This is a genomic window from Kitasatospora sp. NPDC057738, from assembly GCF_042798815.1.
Lineage (GTDB): Bacteria > Actinomycetota > Actinomycetes > Streptomycetales > Streptomycetaceae > Kitasatospora > Kitasatospora lactacystinica.
In genome coordinates, this window is sequence record NZ_JBHVJT010000001.1 from 160,159 (window position 1) to 177,901 (window position 17,743).

The 17,743-nt window shown below is 74.6% G+C and carries 14 protein-coding genes and 2 pseudogenes; 14 read left to right on the top strand and 2 right to left on the bottom strand.

Going from position 1 to position 17,743, the window contains the following annotated elements; genetic code table 11:
- The first annotated feature begins 65 nt into the window (after positions 1-65).
- The 13 genes and pseudogenes from ACFVGO_RS00665 (at position 66) to ACFVGO_RS00725 (ending at position 15,445) form a co-directional block, all read left to right on the top strand.
- A complete protein-coding gene (locus ACFVGO_RS00665; protein ID WP_380352481.1) occupies positions 66-1,412 on the top strand; it encodes a DUF6271 family protein in 1,347 nt (448 codons plus the stop codon).
- Positions 1,409-1,906, top strand: a complete 498-nt coding sequence (locus ACFVGO_RS00670; RefSeq protein WP_359898254.1) for a GNAT family N-acetyltransferase — start codon at positions 1,409-1,411, stop codon at positions 1,904-1,906. The genes ACFVGO_RS00665 and ACFVGO_RS00670 overlap by 4 nt, the downstream gene beginning before the upstream one ends.
- Positions 1,907-2,113: 207 nt before the next feature.
- A complete protein-coding gene (gene adhP / locus ACFVGO_RS00675) occupies positions 2,114-3,127 on the top strand; it encodes an alcohol dehydrogenase AdhP (RefSeq protein ID WP_359907603.1) in 1,014 nt (337 codons plus the stop codon).
- Between the two features lie 217 nt (positions 3,128-3,344).
- Positions 3,345-4,397 (top strand): hypothetical protein, encoded by a 1,053-nt coding sequence (locus tag ACFVGO_RS00680; protein WP_359907600.1) that lies wholly within the window; start codon positions 3,345-3,347, stop codon positions 4,395-4,397.
- A 135-nt stretch (positions 4,398-4,532) separates the two neighbouring features.
- Positions 4,533-6,143, top strand: a pseudogene (locus ACFVGO_RS00685) (AMP-binding protein); the annotation flags it as partial.
- A gap of 72 nt (positions 6,144-6,215) precedes the next feature.
- Positions 6,216-6,560: pseudogene (locus tag ACFVGO_RS00690) on the top strand (acyl-CoA thioesterase); the annotation flags it as partial.
- A 52-nt stretch (positions 6,561-6,612) separates the two neighbouring features.
- Positions 6,613-8,988, top strand: coding sequence for an FAD-dependent monooxygenase (locus tag ACFVGO_RS00695; RefSeq protein WP_380630459.1), 2,376 nt, complete (start codon positions 6,613-6,615; stop codon positions 8,986-8,988).
- Between the two features lie 9 nt (positions 8,989-8,997).
- A complete protein-coding gene (locus tag ACFVGO_RS00700; RefSeq protein ID WP_380630460.1) occupies positions 8,998-9,969 on the top strand; it encodes a carbon-nitrogen hydrolase family protein in 972 nt (323 codons plus the stop codon).
- Positions 9,966-11,105, top strand: a complete 1,140-nt coding sequence (locus ACFVGO_RS00705) for a cupin domain-containing protein (protein WP_359907592.1) — start codon at positions 9,966-9,968, stop codon at positions 11,103-11,105. Before ACFVGO_RS00700 ends, ACFVGO_RS00705 begins: the two co-directional genes overlap by 4 nt.
- Positions 11,106-11,122: 17 nt before the next feature.
- A complete protein-coding gene (locus tag ACFVGO_RS00710; RefSeq protein ID WP_380630461.1) occupies positions 11,123-12,052 on the top strand; it encodes a fumarylacetoacetate hydrolase family protein in 930 nt (309 codons plus the stop codon).
- Positions 12,053-12,084: 32 nt separating this feature from the next.
- Complete coding sequence (locus ACFVGO_RS00715) at positions 12,085-12,837, top strand: Asp/Glu racemase (RefSeq protein WP_380630462.1); 753 nt, start codon at positions 12,085-12,087, stop codon at positions 12,835-12,837.
- Positions 12,838-12,929: 92 nt separating this feature from the next.
- A complete protein-coding gene (locus ACFVGO_RS00720; RefSeq protein ID WP_359907583.1) occupies positions 12,930-13,772 on the top strand; it encodes a PaaX family transcriptional regulator C-terminal domain-containing protein in 843 nt (280 codons plus the stop codon).
- The gene (locus ACFVGO_RS00725; RefSeq protein WP_380630463.1) at positions 13,769-15,445 is read left to right on the top strand and encodes an amidohydrolase; all 1,677 of its coding nucleotides are present in this window, start codon (positions 13,769-13,771) and stop codon (positions 15,443-15,445) included. The genes ACFVGO_RS00720 and ACFVGO_RS00725 overlap by 4 nt, the downstream gene beginning before the upstream one ends.
- 7 nt (positions 15,446-15,452) lie before the next feature.
- Here the strand turns inward: ACFVGO_RS00725 and ACFVGO_RS00730 are convergent, their stop codons facing one another.
- Positions 15,453-15,971 carry a universal stress protein gene (locus tag ACFVGO_RS00730; RefSeq protein ID WP_359907577.1) on the bottom strand — a complete coding sequence of 173 codons (519 nt, stop codon included), beginning with the start codon at positions 15,969-15,971 and terminating at the stop codon, positions 15,453-15,455.
- Positions 15,972-16,066: 95 nt separating this feature from the next.
- Complete coding sequence (locus ACFVGO_RS00735; RefSeq protein WP_380630464.1) at positions 16,067-16,684, bottom strand: hypothetical protein; 618 nt, start codon at positions 16,682-16,684, stop codon at positions 16,067-16,069.
- Between the two features lie 293 nt (positions 16,685-16,977).
- Between ACFVGO_RS00735 and ACFVGO_RS00740 the strand changes: the two genes are divergently transcribed.
- On the top strand, positions 16,978-17,619 hold the full coding sequence (locus ACFVGO_RS00740; RefSeq protein WP_359907573.1) for an alpha-ketoglutarate-dependent dioxygenase AlkB: 642 nt from the start codon (positions 16,978-16,980) through the stop codon (positions 17,617-17,619).
- Positions 17,620-17,743: the final 124 nt, after the last annotated feature.

The following is a 17,743-nucleotide window of genomic DNA, read 5'->3' on the forward strand; positions in this document are numbered from 1 at the left end:
CTCCCTGTGCGCCCAACTGGCCTCCGTGGAACCGAATCTGACGATCCGATGGAGAAATCCGCACCATGCAAAGAGTCTGCCTCGCCCTGCCCACCATGCGGCCCTGCCCCGACACCATCGCGGAACTCGCCGAGGAGGCGGCCTACGCCGTCGCGACCTTCGGGGTCGAGGTGCACCTCCTCGTCCTCGACACCACCGACGCCGTCGGGTTCGCGGAGAACGCGGGCGCCGTGGCCGCGCTGGAGCCGACCCCCGGCGTGGCCGTCCACCACCTGGGCGAGGCGGGGCAGCGGGAGTTCCTGCGCCGGGTGTCCGAGCGCTCCGGCGCCGCCGACCCCGAACTGCTGCTCGACCTGATGCTCCCGCGGGCCGTCGCGTACGGCTCCTGCGTCAACCGGCTCTTCCTCGGCGCGGCCGCCCTGGGCTGCACCTCGGCGCACCTGCGCAACGACGACGCCGACTTCCAGGTCGTCGACGGCCGGAAGGTCTTCCCGATCCACCACGAGCTGCTCTCGATCGGCCGCCCGGCCGGCGAGGCGGCGGCCGGCGTGTCGCGCTCCGAGCTCGACCCGGCCGACGCGGACAAGCCGGTGATGCTGGTCAGCGGCTCCTTCATCGGCGAACTCAACGTGGACATCAGCGAGATCCACGAGATGGACCCGGCCGTCTACCGCGACGTGGTGCGCCTGTGGACCCCGCCGGTGTGGTCGGAGGAGGAGAGGGACGCGATGGTGGACGTGTCCTTCAAGGGCGCCGGCTCCGAGCCGTTCAGCACCGACGAATCCGTCCTCGGCGTGCCCGACATCTGGGACGTCTACATGTGCAACATCGCCCTGGACCACCGGGCCTACGAGGTGCTGCCGCTGCTGCCCTCGATCGAGACCATCGGCAGCGACTACGCCCTGCTGCACGCCATGGTCCACTCCCGGCTGCCCGGCGTCGTCCACAACCGCCACATCGTCAACTACTACACGCCCGAGCGCCGCACCGGCACCGGCTTCGTCTCCTACCAGATGCGGTTCGTCAAGTTCCTGCTCTCGATGCTGTACCTGTACCCGGTCTACGGCGGGATGATCGACCTCGGCCGCGGGCTGCTGGACGAGCGGCACGGACTGAAGGTCGAGCCGATCATCGACCTGGTGCGGGGCAGCGTCGACTGGGACCCGGCCGGGAACGTGCACTGCCTGGACGTCCTGGACCGCTCCTACCGCAAGCTGGGCGGCAAGTACGCCGAGCTCGCGGACGTGGTGGCCGGGCAGCGGCAGCAGCTCCTGGACGAGGCCCGGCAGGACGCCGAGCGGTGGGCGGTGCTGGTGGAGGCCTGGGCGCCGATGGTGGCCGCCGCCCGCGCGGAGGGGCTCGACGCCGGCACGGACGGCGCGGACGCCGGCACGGAGGCGCCGGCCCGGTGAGCGAGGACCTCCGGATCCGGCAGCTGGCCGACGACGACTGGGACGCCGTGGTCGCGCTGGAGCACGACGCCTACGCGGCCGACGGCCTGTCCGAGGGCCGGGAGGCGCTCCAGTCGCGCGCCCGCAGCTCGCCCGGCACCTGCTTCGTGCTGGAGCAGCGCGGCGTGGTGCGCGGCTACCTGCTGAGCCTGCCCTACCCGCCGCTGCGCTGCCCGGACCTCAGCCGCCCGGAGGAGCGGGCCTTCCGCTCGACCAACCTGCACGTGCACGACCTGGTGATCGCCGAGGACCTGCGCGGACGGGAGGTCGCGCTGGGCTTCATCCGGCACTTCCGGGAGCACGCGAGCGGGCAGGGCTACGAGCGGATCTCGATGGTCGCGGTGCGCGGGGCGGACATCCTGCTGCGGCTGCTCGGCTACCGGGCGCACCGGGAGGTGCCGGTGCCCGCCTGCTACGGGCGACGGGCGGTGTACATGTCGATGCCGGTGCGCTGACCTGCGCGGATACGCGGACGGATGATCACTCGTTCGGCCCAGTTCGACCGGCGAGGATCACCCCGTCGGGTGAAGCTGGTGGCGGGGGGGGCCCCCCCCCACCCCCCCCCCCCCCCCCCCCCCCCAGGGGGGGGGGGGGGGTGTCCCCCCCCCCCCACCCCCCCCGGCAGTACCCCCGTACCCGGCCGTACGTCCGAGGAGCAGCGCATGAAGGCCGCCGTCGTCCGCGATTTCACCGCACCGCTGGTCGTCGAGGACCACCCGGTACCCGAGCCGGCCGCGCACCAGGTCCGGGTCCGGATCGAGGCCTCCGGCCTCTGCCACACCGACATCCACGCCGCCCACGGCGACTGGCCGGTCAAGCCCAGCCCGCCGTTCGTGCCCGGGCACGAGGGCGTCGGCATCGTCGAGGCGGCCGGCAACCTGGTCCGGCACGTCCGGGTGGGCGAGCGGGTCGCCATCCCCTGGCTCGCGGACGCCTGCGGGCGCTGCGACCACTGCGTCTCCGGCTGGGAGACCCTCTGCCTCCAGCAGCACAACAGCGGCTACTCGGTGGACGGCGCCTACGCCGAGTACGCCCTCGCGCACGGCGACTACGTCGTCCCCGTCCCCGACGGCATCGACCCGCTGGACGCCGCGCCGCTGTCCTGCGCGGGCGTCACCACCTACAAGGCGCTCAAGGTCTCCGGCGCCGGGCCCGGCACCCGGGTGCTGGTCTCCGGCATCGGCGGGCTCGGCCACCTGGCGCTCCAGTACGCCCGGCTCTTCGGCGCCGAGACCATCGCCGTCGACGTCACCGACGACAAACTCGCCCTGGCCCGCGACCTCGGCGCCGACCACGTCCTCGACGCCCGCACCCAGGACGTCGCCGCCGAGGTCCAGGCCCTCGGCGGCGCCCACGCCGCGATCGCCCTCGCCGTCAGCAACGCCTCCTTCCAGGCCGCGTACGGCGCCCTGCGCCGCGGCGGCACCCTCGTCCTGGTCGCCCTCCCGGCCGGCGGCAAGCTCGAACTGCCCGTCTTCGAGACGGTGTTGAACGGCACCAAGGTGATCGGCTCGATCGTCGGCACCCGCGAGGACCTCGCCGAGGTCTTCCGGCTGCACGCCCTCGGCCGCACCCGGGTGATCCGCGAGACCCGCCGCCTCGACGACGTGAACGCCTGCTTCGACGAGGTGCTGAGCGGCAAGGTCTCCGCCCGCCTGGTCTTCGACCTGCGCTGACGGCCCCCCGGACCGTCACCCGGCCGGTCAATTCGGCGGCGCGCCCGGCCGGGCGGCGGGCACGATGCCCGGATGCCGCCACTGCTGCACACCGCCGCCCGCCCCGGTTCGTCCGGGTGGGGTTGCAGTTGCGTCTCCGTTCCGTTCGGCGTGGGTACGAAGTGGCCGGCGGTCCGGGATCGTGGGGGCAACCACTCGTGCGGCAGGGGGAGTTGCCATGGGGGACGGCCGGGGGGCGGCACCGGATGCGGTGGCGGCGGCACTGCTGGGCGACGGGCCGCACCAGGCGGTGGCCGATGTCGTGCGGGCGCGGCTGCGGATGGTGCCGGAGGGCGCCGGGGCGCTCGCGGCGGCGCAGGCGCGCCCGGGGGACGCGCAGGCGCGGGCGCTGCTGGCCGCCGCCGTCGCGCACCTGCTGGCCACGGACCCGGCGTTCGCGCAGTACCTGGCCACCACCGCGCTCGGGAAGCCGGGCGATCCACCGACCGTCCAACTGCGGAGCGAGCCCGGCACCGTGCAGCTGCGGGTCGGCCCGCCGACCGCACCGCCGCCGAAGGGCCCGAGCACCGTTCAGCTGCGGACCGGCCCCGCGGCCGCCCGCGCCCGGGCGCTCGCCGCCCGGCGGAGCAGCGCCGGGATCGTGGCGGCGCTCGTCCTGGTGCTGATCGCCGCGCTGGTCGCGCTCGGCGTCCACCTGGGCTCGCGCCCGCTACTGAAGCCGGGCGGGCCCGGGCTGGCGCACGCCGCGCAGCCGCTGGGCGACCCGGTGCTGGTCCAGGGCGTGCTGCCCGACGAGGGGGCGATGCCGCGCGGGTGGCGGGTGCAGCGGGGGCCGGAGTCGGGGACGGGCCCGACCGACGCGGTGCCGTGCCTGCTGCCGGACGCCTGCGACCAGCAACTCGCCTCCGCCAGTGTGACGTTCGGCGCCGCGTCGGTGCAGACCGTGGAGTTCGACGTGGTCGCCTTCGCCTCCCCCGAGGCGGCCGCCAAGGCCTTCGACAGCGCACTCGAACGCACCGGCGGCGTGGAGGCGACGGCGGTGGCGATCCCGCGGATCGGCGACCGGAGCGCCACCCGGACCGTCGGTTCCTCGTCGGCGGTGGCGCTGGTCCAGGTCGGCGGCGTGCTGCTCCTGGTGCGGGACGACGGGCCGGGCGCCGCCCTGACCGCGCCCGGGCTGACGGTGTTCGCCCGACTGCTCGCCGACCGCGCCCACCAGGCCCAGGAGGGCCGCACTCCCGACGCCTCCGCCCGGGGGGCGACGAGCTGACGGTCGGCGCCCCCCGGAGCCCGGAGCGGGCGGGGAGCCGGGTCGTCGCCCGAATGCATGTATCGCTCCCTTGACTGGCGTCACGGACGCGCCATACTGGCCTCACTCCCCGCTCGCACAACGAGGTGCCCGCCCATGGAGCTCTCACCCTCCGCGCACGTGGACACGTTCTGCCGAGACCATCTCCCACCCTTCGAGCAATGGCCCGAACTCCTTTTCGAACTGCCGGAGTTGGCCTATCCCGACCGCCTGAACTGCGCCGCCGCCCTGCTCGACGACACCATCGAGCGCCTCGGCCCCGACCGGCCCTGCCTGCTCACCCCCACCGAACGGTGGTCCTACGGCGAACTGCGCGACCACGCCGACCGGATCGCCCGTCTGCTGACCGAGGACCTCGGCCTCGCCACCGGCAACCGGGTCCTGCTGCGCGGCCCCAACACCCCCTGGCTGGCGGCCTGTTGGCTGGGCGTACTGAAGGCCGGCGGGGTCGCCGTCACCACCATGCCGCTGCTGCGCGCCGCCGAGCTGACCGAACTGCACGGCATCGCCCGGCCCGTCCTCGCCCTGTGCGACCACCGCTTCCTGGACGAGCTGCACCGGGCACGGACCCCCGGACTGCGCGTCCTCGGCTACGGCGGCCCCGGCGCCGAGGACCTCACCGCCCGCTGCGCCGCCAAGGCCGCCCGTTTCCCGGCCGTCCCGACCGCCGCCGACGACGTCGCGCTGATCGCCTTCACCTCCGGCACCACCGGCCGCCCCAAGGCCACCCTGCACTTCCACCGCGACGTGCTCGCCATCGCCGACACCTTCTCCCGCCACCTGCTCCGCCCCACCCCCGAGGACCTCTTCGCCGGAACCCCGCCGCTCGGCTTCACCTTCGGCCTCGGCGGCCTGCTGGTCTTCCCGCTGCGGGCGGGCGCCGCCGGCCTGCTGCTGGAGCACGCCACCCCGGAGCAGCTCGCCGAGCAGGTGCGCCGGCACCGGGTGAGCGTGCTGTTCACCGCGCCGACCGCCTACCGGGCCATCCTGGCCGCCGGGCTGGCGGACCAGCTCTCCGGGGTGCGGCACTGCGTCTCGGCGGGCGAGCCGCTGCCCGCCGCCGTCTGGCGGGCCTTCCACGAGGCCACCGGACAGCGGTTGATCGACGGCATCGGCGCCACCGAAATGCTGCACGTGTTCGTCTCGGCCGCCGGCGGGGACATCCGGCCCGGTTCCACCGGCCGGCCCGTCCCCGGCTTCCGGGCCGCGGTCCTGGACGGGCAGGGCCGTCCGGTGCCGGACGGCGAACCCGGAATGCTGGCGGTCAAGGGCCCCACCGGCTGCCGCTACCTGGACGACGAGCGCCAACTGGACTACGTCCGCGGCGGCTGGAACCTCACCGGCGACACCTACGTCCGGGACGGCGACGGCTACTTCTGGTTCCGGGCCCGCAACGACGACATGATCGTCTCGGCCGGCTACAACATCGCCGGGCCCGAGGTCGAGCAGGCGCTCGCCACCCACCCCGACGTGGCCGACTGCGCGGTGGTCGGCGCGCCGGACGAGCGGCGCGGCACGGTGGTCAAGGCGTACGTGGTGCTGCGCCCGGGCGTCCCGGAGGGGCCGGAGACGGCGCGCGGGCTCCAGGAGCACGTCAAGCGCGCCATCGCACCGTACAAGTACCCGCGGGCGGTCGAGTTCGTGCCCGGGCTGCCGCGCACCGCGACCGGCAAGCTGCACCGCGCCGAGCTGCGCCGACGGGCCGCGCCGACCCCGGCCAGCGTCACCGTCGAGCGCCGGGTGGAGTGGTTCGACACCGACGCCGCCGGGCACTACCACTTCTCCGCCGTGCAGCGCTGGGCCGAGGCGGCGGAGGCGGCCCTGCTGCGCCGGCTCGGACTGGCCGACCTGTTCGGGCGGATCCCCCGGGTGCACTTCGAGGCCGACTACCGCGAACGGCTCTGGTTCGGCGACCTGGTCCGCACCGAGCTGCGGGTGGTCCGGGTCGGCGGCTCCTCGCTGCACTACGCCTTCGAGGTGCACGGCCCGCACGGGCTGGCCGCGAAGGGGCGGATGTCGGTGGTGCACTCCGCACCGCACGACGGGGGTGCCGAGCCGTGGCCCTCACAGGTCCGCCGCACGCTGGCGGAGGCCGGGCCGCAGCGCCCGGAGGTGGCCGCGTGAGCCCCGGGCCGTCCGCCGGTCCCGGGGCGATCACCGCCCCCGAGGCGGCCGCATGAGCACCGCACGGGACCGTACCCGGATCGCCGTGATCGGCGGCGGCCCGGGCGGGCTCTACTTCGCCGCCCTGGCCAAGCAGCTGGCGCCCGACCGGGAGCTCACCGTCTTCGAACGGGACGGCCGGGACGACGAGTTCGGCTTCGGCGTGGTCTTCTCCGACGAGACCCTGGACGGCATCGCGCACGCCGACCCGCACGTCTTCGCCGCGATCAGCGCCGAGTTCGCCCGCTGGAGCGACATCGACATCCGCTTCGCGGGCGAGGTGCGCACCAGCGGCGGCCACGGCTTCGCCGCCCTGGACCGCAACCGGCTGCGCGCCGTCCTGCAACGGCGCTGCGCCGAGCTGGCGGTGGACGTGCGCTACCGGACCCCCGCCCCGCCCGTGGACCGGCTGGCCGCCGAGTACGACCTGGTGGTGGCCGCCGACGGCATCCGCTCCGGCACCCGGGCCGCCTTCCCGGAGAGCTTCCGCCCCGATCTGGACGAGCGCCACTGCCGCTACATGTGGCTCGCCACGGACAAGGTCTTCGAGGCCTTCACCTTCATCGTCGAGCGGTTCGACTTCGGCGTCCTCCAGGTGCACGCCTACCCGTACAGCGCCACCCGCTCGACCTTCATCGTCGAGGCGGCCGCGGACGCCTGGCGCCGCGCGGGCTTCGAGGCCCTCGCCGCACGGGAACCGGCGCGCGGCGAGAGCGATCTGGCGAGCGTGCGTCGCTGCGCGGAGCTGCTCGCCGGGCACCTGGACGGCCACCGGCTGATCCCCAACGCCTCCCGCTGGATCCGCTTCACCACGGTGCGCAACGCGAGCTGGCGCCACCGCAACGTGGTCCTGCTCGGCGACGCCGCGCACTCCGCGCACTTCTCGATCGGCTCGGGCACCAAGCTCGCCCTGGAGGACGCCCTCGCCCTGGCCGCAGCGCTGAGCGAACAGCCCACCCTGGACGAGGCGTTGGCCGGTTACGAGGCCGAGCGGCGCCCGGTGGTGGAGTCCACCCAGCGTGCCGCGCAGGCGAGTCTGGAGTGGTTCGAGACCATCGGGCGGCGGACCGGGCAGGACGCCGACCGGTTCGCCTTCAACCTGCTCACCCGCAGCCGGCGGGTCACCTACGGCAATCTGCGGGCCCGCGACCCCGCCTTCGTGGACGCCGTGGACACCGTCTTCGGCGGCTCTCCCGGAGTGCCGCCGATGTTCCGGCCGCTGAAGCTGGGCGCACTGGAACTGCGCAACCGCGTCGTGGTGCCGCCGCTCGCCAGCTTCACCTCCCCCGACGCGCTGCCCAGTGGCTTCGACCGGGCCCAGCTGACCGGGCACGCGCTCGGCGGCGCGGGGCTGGTGCTCGCCGGGATGACCGCGGTCGGCCCCGAGGGCCGGGCCACCGACCGCTGCCCGGGCCTGTGGACCGACCACCAGGAGGCCGCCTGGCACCAACTCGTCGGCGCTGTCCGGGCGGTGAGCGACACCCCGCTCGGCATCCAGCTGACCCACGCCGGCCGCCGGGGCGCGACCACCGCACCCGGGCCGGACGGCATCGGCCGCCCGCTCACCGAAGGCTGGCCGCTGATCGCCCCCTCGGCCCTGCCCTGGGACGCCGACAGCCCCGTTCCGCACGAGGCGAACGACATCCAACTGGCCGCCGTCACCGCGGACTTCGCAGCCTCCGCCGAGCGGGCCGCGCGGGCCGGCTTCGACGTGCTGGAGCTCCAGTTCGGCCACGGCCACCTGCTCTCCTCCTTCCTCTCCCCGCTCACCAACCGCCGCACCGACCGCTACGGCGGCCCGCTGGCCCACCGGCTGCGGCTGCCGCTGGAGGTGCTGACGGCGGTACGGGCCGTCTGGCCGGCCGGCCGCCCGCTGCTGGTGCGGATCTCGGCGAGCGACTGGGCGCCCGGCGGCACCACCGAGGAGGAGGCGGTGGCGATCTGCCGCGCGCTCGCCGGGGCCGGGGCGGACGCGCTGGACGTCTCCACCGGCGAGGTGGTGGCGCACCAGCGGCCGCCGTACGGGCGCGGCTACCAGACGCCCTTCGCCGAGCTGGTCCGCGCCGCCACCGGCCTGCCGACCATCGCGGTCGGCGCGATCTCCGGGTTCGACGACGCCGACTCCGTGCTGCTGGCCGGGCGGGCCGACCTGGTCGCGGTCGGCCGCGCCCAGCTGTACGACCCGCTCTGGACCCTGCACGCCGCCGCCGAGCGGGGCCACACCGGGCCGGGCGCCCGCTGGCCCGGGCCGTGGACGGCGGGCAGCCGCAAGCCGCCGGGCCCGAACGCCGACCGGGTCGCCCCGCGCCTGCACCTGCTGCGCGAGCCGCCCGCGCCCGTCCACCGCCGCTGGTCACCGCCCCTTCCTTCCGACACCGCCGAGGAGTGACGAGGAGCCATGCCCCACCTGCCCCGCTTCACCGCCGCCGCCGTCCAGGCCGCCCCGGTCTACCTGGACCCGGCCGCCACCGTCGACAAGGCCGTCGCGCTGATCCACGAGGCGGCCGGGCACGGCGCCGAACTGGTGGTCTTCCCCGAGGTCTTCGTGCCCGGCTACCCGTACTGGAACTGGACGATGAACCCGGTGCAGGGCTCGCCCTGGTTCGAGCGCCTGTACCGGGCCGCCGTCGACGTCCCCGGCCCGTACGTCGACACCCTGCGGGCCGCCGCCCGGCAGGCCGGCGCGGTACTGGTGATCGGGATCAACGAACGCGGCGGACCCGGCCTCGGACTGCTGTACAACACCCTGCTGATCATCGACGCGGACGGCGAACTCCTCAGCATCCACCGCAAGTTGATGCCGACCTGGGCCGAAAAACTGACCTGGGGCCAGGGCGACGGGAGCACCCTCGCGGTGCACCCCACCGCCGTCGGCCCGCTCGGCGCGCTGGCCTGCGGCGAGAACACCAACCCGCTGGCCCGCTTCACCCTGCTGGCCCAGGGCGAACTGGTCCACGCCGCCTGCTACATCGCGCTGCCGGTGGGCCCGGAGGACTACGACATGGCGGACTCGATCGCGCTGCGCACCGCCGCGCACTGCTTCGAGGGCAAGGTGTTCTCCGTCGTCTCCTGTTCCACCCTCTCGCCCGGGATGGTGGACCTGATCGCCGGCGACGACCCGCAGGTCCGCAAGCAGCTCGCCCGCCCGCACAGCGCCCTGTCCGGGATCTTCGGTCCGGACGGCCGCCCCGTCACCGAACCGCTGGTGGACGAGGAGGGCATCGTCTACGCCGAGATCGACCTCGGCCGCTGCATCCAGCCCAAGCAGATGCACGACATCGTCGGGCACTACAACCGCTTCGACGTCTTCCGGCTGCACGTGGACAACCGCCCGCTGCGGCCGCTGACGCTCCCCGAGGAGGAGGCATGACCAGCCCCGAGGGCACCCCTGGCCACAACGCTCACGACGACGACCGGATCGGCCGGTCCCGGGTCACCGACAGCCCCGAGCTGCTGACCTACTACAAGGAGTTGGCCGAGCACGAGGCGGGCGCCCTGTGGACGGTCGCGAACGAGATCGAACCCTGGTACCCGCAGCCGAAGTCCGTCCCGGTGCTCTGGCGCTACGCCGACCTCCGCCCGCTGGTGCGCAAGGCGCTGCCGCTGGTGAAGGCCGACGACGCCGGCCGCCGGGTGGTGATGCTGGTGAACCCCGGCCGCCGCGAACTGAGCGCCGCCGTCGGCCTGTTGTACACCGGCCTGCAGATCATGGGGCCCGGCGAGGCGATGACGGCGCACCGCCACCAGGCCTCCGCGCTGCGCTTCGTCCACGAGGGCACCGGTGCCTGGACCGTCGTGGACGGACAGAAGCTGAAGGTCGGCCCGCGCGACTTCGCGATCACCCCGAACAACACCTGGCACGAGCACGGCAACGAGGCCGACGACGCCCCGGTGATCTGGCAGGACGGCCTGGACATCCCGCTGGTCAACACCCTCGACGCCAACTTCTACGAGGTCCACCCGGAGCTGTACCAGCGACCGGGGCCGGTCATCGGCTCCTCGCTGCTCAGCTACGGCGGCAACCTGCTGCCGTACGGCGTCGAGAAGTGGAGCAGGCCGTACTCTCCGCTGCTCGGCTGGCCCTGGGAGCCCAGCTACCACGCGCTGCGCCGGCTCGCCCGCGCCAGCGAGGGATCGCCCTACGACGGCGTGATCATGGAGTACACCAACCCGGTCACCGGCGGCCCGGTGATGCCGACCATGTCCGCCCACCTGCAACTGCTGCGCCCGGGCCAGGCCACCCGCGCCCACCGGCACACCGGCTCGGTGGTGTACACCGCGGCCAAGGGACGCGGCGCCTCGGTGATCGCCGGACAGCGCTTCGCATGGCGGCAGGGCGACATCTTCGTCGTCCCGTCCTGGGCCTGGCACGAGCACGAGAACCTCGACCGGGGCGAGGACGCCTGCCTGTTCTCCTTCAACGACTTCCCGGTGATGCACGCGCTCGGCCTCCACCGCGAGGAGGCCCACCCGGACGGGCAGCAGCCCACCGTCACCACCGCCTGACCAGGAGCCCCACCACCATGCACCTGCTGACCTTCCGCACCGACGACGCCGACCCCGCCGGCCGCACCGAGGACGACGGCCGTGACGACACCCCGCGCCTCGGCGCCCGGATCGACGGCGACCGGGTCGTCGACCTGACCGCCCTCGCCACCGCCGCCGGGGTCCGACTGCCCCCCGACCTCCTCGGGTTGATCCGAGCCGGAGAGCCGGCCCTGGCCACCGTCCGCGACCTGCTGGCCGGGGCCCCGGCCGGCCGGCCGATGGCCGAGGTCTCGCTGTGCGCGCCACTGCGCCCCGGCAAGATCGTCGGCGTCGGCCTCAACTACGTGGAGCACGTGGCCGAGTCGCACCGCACCCTGGACACCGACCGCGAACTGCCCGACCGGCCGGTGCTGTTCGGCAAGCCCTCGACCGCCGTCACCGGCCCGGGCGGCCCCATCCTGCACAACGCCGACCTCACCAAGCAGCTCGACTGGGAGTGCGAACTCGCCGTGGTGATCGGCGCACCGGCCTTCCGGGTGGCCGAGGCGGACGCGCTGCGGCACGTGTTCGGCTACAGCATCGTCAACGACATCAGTGCCCGGGACCAGCGCCGCTCCGGCCAGTGGTTCTTCTCCAAGGGCCAGGACAGCTACGCGCCGTTCGGCCCGGTCGTGGTGACCGCCGACGAGATCCCCGACCCGCAGCGGCTCGACCTCTCGCTGAAGGTCAACGGCGAGCTGCGGCAGGACTCCAACACCCGCCACATGCTGTTCGGCGTCGCCCGGCTGATCGCCGACATCTCCTCCGGCGTCACCCTGGAACCGGGCGACGTGATCTCCACCGGTTCCCCCTCGGGCGTCGGCGCCGGGATGGTGCCGCCGCAGTTCCTCCGGCCCGGCGACCTGGTCGAGGCCACCATCGAGCGGATCGGCACGCTCGCCAACCCGGTGATCGACGCCCGCTGACCCGCCCCGGACCGGAAAGGACCGTCCACCCGATGTCCACCTACCGGATCGGCCAGATCGTCCCGAGCTCCAACGTCACCATGGAGACCGAGGTCCCCGCCCTGCTGCGGGCCCGCGAGGCGGTCGCCCCCGAGCGGTTCACCTTCCACTCCAGCCGGATGCGGATGACCAGGGTCACCCCCGAACAACTGCGCGCCATGGACGCCGAGTCCGACCGCTGCGCCGCCGAACTGTCGGACGCCCGGGTGGACGTGATCGGCTACGCCTGCCTGGTCGCCGTGATGGCCACCGGCCCCGGCTACCACCGGCAGGCCGAACGGCGGCTGCACCTGCGCACCGTCCAGAACGGCGCCCCCGCGCCCGTGGTCACCAGCGCCGGCGCGCTCGTCGCCGGGCTGCACGAACTCGGGGCCGCGAAGGTCGCCATGGTCACCCCGTACCTGCGGCCGCTGGCCCGGACGGTGGTCGACTACCTCGCCGCCGAGGGCATCGAGGTGCTCGACCACGCCGCCCTGGAGATCGCCGACAACCTCGACGTCGCCGCCCACGACCCGGCCCTGCTGCCCGCCATCGCCCGCGGTCTCGCCCACGCCGAGGCGGACGCGGTGGTGCTCTCGGCCTGCGTGCAACTGCCCTCGCTGTCCGCGGTCGAGGAGGCCGAGCAGCAGTTGGGCAAGCCGGTGGTCTCGGCGGCCGTCTGCACCACCCACCAGCTCCTGCGGGCCCTCGGCCTGCCCGCCTTCGCGCCCGGCGCCGGACACCTGCTCTCCGGTGCCTACGCGTAGCCTCCCGGGCGCCTTGGAACCGCAGGATTCCGCGCCCTCGGACCGGCACTCTCGTTATGATCGCCACCACCACCGGGGAGGAGGGCCCGCGCATGTCCGAGAACACGTCCCGGCCGAGCTCCCTGATCCACACCGTCTACGGCGAGTTCGTCCGCCGCCTCGGCGGCTGGATATCCATCGCCGACCTGATCGCGCTGCTGGCCGAGCTGGACGTCGACGGCCCGGCCGTCCGCTCGGCGATCTCGCGGTTGAAGAAGGCCGGCACCCTGCTCCAGGAGCGGCGCGCCGGCACGGGGTACCGGCTCGCGCTCGCGATGGAGCCGGTCTTCGAGGAGGGCGACCGGCGGATCTTCCACAGCCTGGAGCCGGCCGAACTCGCCGACGGCTGGGTGGTGGCGGTCTTCTCGGTGCCCGAGTCCGCCCGCGCCCACCGCCACCAGCTGCGCTCCCGGCTGAGCTGGCTGGGCTTCGGCAACGCCGCCCCAGGGGTCTGGCTGGCACCGGCCCGGCTGCTGCCGGACGCCCGTCGGCTGCTGGACCGGCTCGGGCTGAGCGCCTACGTCCATCTGTTCCTCTCCGCCGAGTACGCCGGCTTCGCCGATCTCCGTACGGCAGTGGCGAGTTGGTGGGACCTCCCGGCGATCGAGGCGCAGTACGGGGCCTTCGCCGACGCCTGGCACCCGGCCGCCGAGGAGCTGCGCGGACGGTCTCCGGTCGACCCGGCCGAGGCCTTCCGCGACTACGTGCCGATGCTCACCCGGTGGCGCCGGCTGCCGTACCTGGATCCGGGGCTGCCCGCGCCGCTGCTGCCCGCCGACTGGAACGCGGTACCGGCGCGCGCGGTGTTCACCGAGCTGCACGGACTGCTCGCCGAGCCCAGCCTCCGGTACGTCGAGAAGGTCACCGGACTGTCCCGCCCCCAGGAGCCGCAATGACCGACCCCACCGATCCGGCGATCCGCCCCGCCTCCGCCGCTCCGGCGGCCAGCCCCGCCCCCGCCGACCTGCTGATCCGCGCCGCCACCGTGCACACCCTGGTGCCCGGCGAGCCGCCCCGGCGGGCGGTCGCCGTCACCGGTGGCCGGATCACCGCGCTCTCCGCCGCGCCCGACGGACTGGACGCCCTGATCGGCCCGGGCACCGAGGTGGTGGACGCCCCGGACTCGACCGTGCTGCCCGCCTTCGACGACACCCACACCCACCTGGTCCTGGCCGGACACAGCGTCCACGGCGTGCCCGTCCACCGGGCCCGCGACCTCGCCGGATTCCTCGGCCTGATCCGCGAACGCGCCGCCCGCACCCCCGCCGGGGAGTGGATCCGCACCACGGTCAACTGGCAGGAGGTCCTGCTGGCCGAGCAACGGATGCCCACCACCGGGGAGTTGGACACGGCCACCGCCGAACACCCGGTGCTGGTGCGCCGCGGCGCGTACAACATGGTGCTCAACTCGGCCGCGCTGCGGCTGGCCGGGATCACCGACGCCACCGAGGCGCCGCCGGGCGGCGTGATCGAGCGCGACGAGCACGGGCGGCTCACCGGCCGGCTGATCAACCGGGCGGTCGAGCTGGTCGAGCGGGTGCTGCCGCACCCGACCCCCACGGAGCGGATCGAGGGACTGCGCGCTGCCTCCGCCGACTTCGCCGCCACCGGGATCGGCACCGTCCGCGACTGCCTGGTCCCGGCCGAGGACCTCGACGTCCTGGACGCCGCCCGGGCCGAGGGCGCCCTGGCCGTCCGGGTCCGCGCGCTGGTCTCCGGCTTCGCCGCCCGCACGCCGGCCCAGGTGGACGCACTGCTGGACCGGATGGACGACTGGCGGGCGGCCGGCCGGGACGACGACCGACTGCGGCTCTGGGGCGTCAAGTTCGGGATCGACGGCGGCTTCGAGGCCGGCGCGGTGGAGGAGCCGTACCAGGGGCAGCCCTGCTACCACGGCCGGCTGCTCTGGGAGCCGGACGAGCTGCTCGCGGCGGTGGAGCGGGTGGTCGGGCGGGGCCGGCGGGTCGGCGTGCACGCCTGGGGCGACCGCGGGCTGCGGGTCCTGCTGGACGTCTTCGAGCAGGTGGTCGAGCGCCACCCCGGCCTGCCGCCGGGCACCCTGGTGGTCGAGCACGGCGGCCTGGCCCGCCCCGAGCAGCGGGCGCGGGCGATCGCGCTGGGCATCCCGGTGACGGTCCAGCACCCGCTGCTGCACGACGGCGCGCTCACCCAGCAGCGGGCCTGGGGCGAGGAGCGCACCGCCGCGCTCTTCCCGCTGCGCGAGTGGCTGGACGAGGGCGCGCTGATCACCGGCGGCTCGGACTTCCCGGTCGGCCCGTACGGCGCGATGGTGTCGGTGTGGGGCATGACCACCCGGGACACCACGGCCGGGGTGGTCGGCCCGGAGCACGCGATCGGCCGGTCCGAGGCGGTCGCGCTGCACACCGTGAACGCCGCCCGGCTGACCGGCGAGAGCGCGGTGCGCGGCAGCCTGCGGCCGGGGGCGTTCGCCGACCTCACGGTGTGGCCGGTCGATCCGCTGGATCCGTCGGCCTGCCCGGTGGACGCGCTGCGCGAGCTGCGCCCCGCCCGTACGGTGGTCGACGGCCTTACCACCCACCGCGCCTGACGGTCCGTCAGGCCGCGGCGAGCTCCCGCAGGTCGATGCCGCGGTGCAGCGCGCGCAGGTCCTCGTGCAGCGTGGACGGCGGAACGGCGAGCACCCCGCAGCGGGCCCGGTTCACACAGCGCCGGGCGATCGAGCGGCGCGTCAGCCCGCGCAGCCTGACCCGCAGGCCGCCCTGCTCGCCGGTGCTGACCACCAGCAGGTCGCCCGGGCGGTCGGCCAGCCCGGTCAGCACCGTCGCGACCTCGCCGCGCACGACCAGCGGCTGCACCGGCACCCCGATCGGCAGTCCGCCGAAGGCCTGCTCCAGCGCGCTCTCCATCCGCGCCTCGGCGAGTTCCTGCCAGGCGCGCAGCAGCGGCGGGCAGGGCCGGGCGCGGTAGCTGCGCTCACCGCCGACCGGCGTCCAGGCGAGCACCGGCACCAGGACGGCCCCCCGGGCCCGGGCCTCCTCGGCCGCCCGGTGCAGGGCGGTCAGGCTGTGCAGTGAACCGCTGACTCCGACGATGACGCGGGCGCCGTCCGACATGATCCTTCACTTTCCGATGCCAAAACTCTTCAATGTCTGCGATTAGATTGCCACATCCCTCTTTTAGCCTGCAAATCGAAGGCATTCACTGAATATCACCTTGCATCGCCCGGCATATCCATGCCCTGGCCGCCACTCGGGCGGGCCTCCTGGAGCAACCCCCAGGTGAAGTCGGCCTCGAACGGGCGCAGCCGTCCATCGGCATCCGGGACCGCGAAGTCCAGCCGGAACCTGGTCGGCGCACTGCCCTCGCGCGGCACCGCGGACGGAAACGCGGCCCCGACGTCGCCCACCACGCAGCTCCACGGCGCGAGATCGGCCGGCGTGCGCAGCGCGGGCACCGGGGAGCCCGCCGCCCGCACCAGCCACTCGTTCAGCAGCGGCCCACCGGTCTCAGCCGGGCCGAGCAGGATCTCGAAGCGCAACTCGGGCCAGAGCGGCAGCGCCCACTGGCGCACCACGCAGTCGAGATCCCCGATCCGACGCGGCACACTCGCCCCGGCCGGTCCGAGCACGGCCGCGTACCGGGCCGCGCCGCGCGGGAAGCCGGGCGCGCGGACCATCGCCTGCCAGCGCTTGTTGGCCTCCCGCATCGAGGCCCGGGTGGCGCCGAGCCGCCGCACCGCCCCCTCCACCAGCCCGGGCTGGAAATCGGCCATCCGACGCAGCAGCACCAGCTGGAACTCGGTGACCCCGAAGCCGTTGATCGCCATGTCCGAAGCCTAGACGGGAGCGGGGAACCGGCCGCTAGACCCTACTCGGAGGATCGGCGCTCGGAGCCTCCCGTCTACCGGTCGCCCGTGCCGCCTGACAACGGTCTCCGGCCACCGCCGGACGAAGCTGCGCCGAACGGACGCCCCCGCCGACCGTCGATCGCCGTAGCGGCCCTCCTCCACCGCCGGGGAACACGCCCCGGCGTCGCAGGCCCGGCGAAGATCCACAAGGCGCGGCCCGAAACCCTCCAGTCATTCGAGCACATGTTCGAATCGAGGCGTACGCTGACCCCATGCACGGCACCGTCCACCTCCAGCCCTCGCTGTTCGACGACGCGGACCGCGGCGGCCTCCGCCTCGGCCCGCTCACCGGCCTGCGGCGGCAGCCGCTCGGCGACGGCGCCTGGCTGGACCTGCTCCCGGGCTGGCTGCACGGAGCCGACGAGCTGTTCGAACAACTGGCCGCCGAGGTGCCGTGGCGGGCCGAGCAGCGCGAGATGTACGAACGGACGGTCGACGTCCCGCGCCTGCTGGCCTCCTACCCCGCGCAGGCCGAACCGCCGCACCCGGTGCTCGGCCTGGCCCGGACGGCGCTGAGCCGGCACTACGCCCAGGAGCTGGGCGAGCCGTTCCGCACCCTCGGCCTGTGCTACTACCGGGACGGCCGGGACAGCGTGGCCTGGCACGGCGACCGGATCGGGCGCGGCGCCCGCGAGGACACCATGGTGGCGATCCTCTCCGTCGGCGAGCCGCGCACCCTGGCGCTGCGGCCCCGGTCCGGCGGCGGGCCGGTCGTCCGCCACCCGCTCGGGCACGGGGACCTGGTCGTGATGGGTGGCTCCTGCCAGCGCACCTGGGAGCACGCGATCCCCAAGACGGCCCGCCCGGTGGGCCCTCGGATCAGCGTCCAGTTCCGGCCGCACGGAGTGTCCTGATCCCCCGCTTGCCGCGCACCCGCCGGGCGCGGAGGCTGGCGGGTGGGGCCGGTGGCGACGAACACCGAACGCCGAACACCGAACGCCGGGCACCGGGCACCGGGCACCGGGCACCGGGCACCGG